The organism is Microbacterium sp. BF1 (genome assembly GCF_019279095.1).
GTDB lineage: Bacteria > Actinomycetota > Actinomycetes > Actinomycetales > Microbacteriaceae > Microbacterium > Microbacterium maritypicum.
In genome coordinates, this window is the sequence record NZ_JAGYWT010000430.1 from 1 (window position 1) to 2,091 (window position 2,091).

Genomic DNA, 2,091 nt, shown 5'->3' on the forward strand with positions numbered 1-2,091 from the left:
GTAGGCGAGAGTGGAGGCCTCGCGCCCTTCATCCCCCGCGAGCAGGCCGATACCCTCGGCCGAGCCGTCCATCGCGGCCCCGTAGCCGCCCAGCCAGAAGCGCGTCACGACGCGGGTCAGTCGAGCAGGTCGTGACGGACGACGACCTGGTCGCGCTCGGGCCCGACGCCGATCACCGAGATACGCGTGTTGCTCATCTTCTCGAGCGCCAGCACGTAGTCCTGTGCGTTCTGCGGCAGGTCCTCGAAGGTGCGCGCGACGGAGATGTCTTCGCTCCAACCAGGGAAGTACTCCAGGATCGGCTTCGCGTGGTGGAAGTCGGTCTGGTTGACCGGCACCTCGTCGAATCGCTCGCCGTCGACGTCGTAGGCGACGCACACGGGGATCTGCTCGAGGCCCGTGAGGATGTCGAGCTTCGTGAGCACGAGGTCGGTGATGCCGTTGATGCGCGTGGCGTAGCGCGTGATGGGCGCGTCGTACCAGCCCACCCGGCGCGGACGACCGGTGGTGGTGCCGAACTCGAAGCCCTGCTTGCGCAGCCACTCGCCCTGCTCGTCGAACAGCTCGGTCGGGAACGGGCCGGAGCCCACGCGGGTCGTGTACGCCTTGACGATGCCGACGATGCGGTCGAGCGCACCGGGACCGACGCCGGAGCCCGTCGCAGCTCCTCCGGCTGTCGCCGAAGACGAGGTCACGAACGGGTAGGTGCCGTGGTCGATGTCGAGCATCGTGGCCTGGCCGCCCTCGAACACCACGACCTCGTCGCGGTCGAGAGCCTCGGCGATCAGGTAGCCCGTGTCGGCGACCATCGGCCGCAGCCGCTCGGCGTAGGAGAGCAGGTCTTCCACGATCTCGTCGCACGTGACCGCGCGGCGGTTGAAGACCTTCACCAGCAGATGGTTCTTCTGGTCGAGAGCGCCCTCGACCTTCTGGCGCAGGATGTTCTCGTCGAACAGGTCCTGCACCCGGATGCCGACACGGTTGATCTTGTCGGCGTACGCCGGGCCGATGCCGCGGCCGGTCGTGCCGATGTTGCGCTTGCCGAGGAACCGCTCCGTCACCTTGTCGAGCGTGCGGTGGTACTGCGTGATGATGTGCGCGTTGGCGCTGACCTTGAGTCGCGAGACGTCGATGCCGCGGGCGGCGAGCGCCTCCAGCTCGGAGAACAGCACCTCGAGGTCGATGACCACGCCGTTGCCGATCACCGGAGTGACGCCGGGCGACAGGATGCCGGAGGGCAGCAGGTGCAGCGCGTACTTCTCGTCGCCGACGACGACGGTGTGCCCGGCGTTGTTGCCGCCGTTGAACTTCACCACCCAGTCGGTGCGCTCACCGAGAAGATCGGTGGCCTTGCCCTTTCCTTCGTCGCCCCACTGCACGCCGACGATAACGATTCCTGGCATGGGTAACCCCCTGGCTTTCGCCGGGTTTGCACCGGCCGATGAGCTGGCCCTCTTCGGGCGGTCCCATCCTATCGAAGCGATTCGCAGCGCCCTCCCGTGAGGTGAGCGCAGCGGGCGTCGACCGGCGGAGTCGGCGGGAAAGCGACGGCGGATGGCGCTGCGGCGGCTCGCCCGATGTCGGACGCCACTGCCAGGATCGAAGGATGTCAGCAGCCGCATCCGGCGACCCCGGGATCCGCACCGATACCGGAGCGCCGAAGAAGCAGGGCGCACTCGTGCTCGCCGCCGCGCTGGTCACCGTGGTGCTGTGGGCTTCGGCCTTCATCGGCATCCGCGGCGCGGGCCCGCACTACGACCCTGGAGCTCTGGCACTGCTGCGCATGGCGGTAGGCACCGTCCCAGGCGTAGAGCAGCAGAGTGTCGCGGTCAGCTTTCGAGAGCCGGCGAAGCGCCTTCTTCAGCCGTCGAGCCAGCCGCTGGGCGTCGATACGCGCGCCCGCCTGCTCGATGAAGTCCGGGACGATCTGGGCCGCCAGGTCTGCAGACACCCCTTTCCACGCGGTGGCCTCCAGGCGCACGTGCTTGCGCATGAGCCGCGTCGCGATGCCCAGCAGCCACGGCCGGGCGTTCTGCACCGTGACGTCGTACGCCGAGCGTCGCTCGAAGGCCACCAGGAACGTCTCCGCCA

At 68.4% G+C, this 2,091-nt stretch carries 2 protein-coding genes; both read right to left on the reverse strand.

Going from position 1 to position 2,091, the window contains the following annotated elements; all coding sequences use genetic code 11:
* Positions 1-116: 116 nt before the first annotated feature.
* Positions 117-1,403: an adenylosuccinate synthase gene (locus tag KZA10_RS13215; RefSeq protein WP_218683108.1), complete on the reverse strand. Its 1,287-nt coding sequence runs from the start codon at positions 1,401-1,403 to the stop codon at positions 117-119.
* A 206-nt stretch (positions 1,404-1,609) separates the two neighbouring features.
* On the reverse strand, positions 1,610-2,091 hold a 482-nt coding region (locus KZA10_RS18770), incomplete at its 5' end, for an RNA polymerase sigma factor (protein ID WP_374196591.1).

What these genes read in the sequence shown, in the direction of transcription:
- KZA10_RS13215 (WP_218683108.1), bottom strand. Translation starts at nt 1,403, where the DNA reads ATGCCAGGAATCGTTATCGTCGGCGTGCAGTGGGGCGACGAAGGAAAG.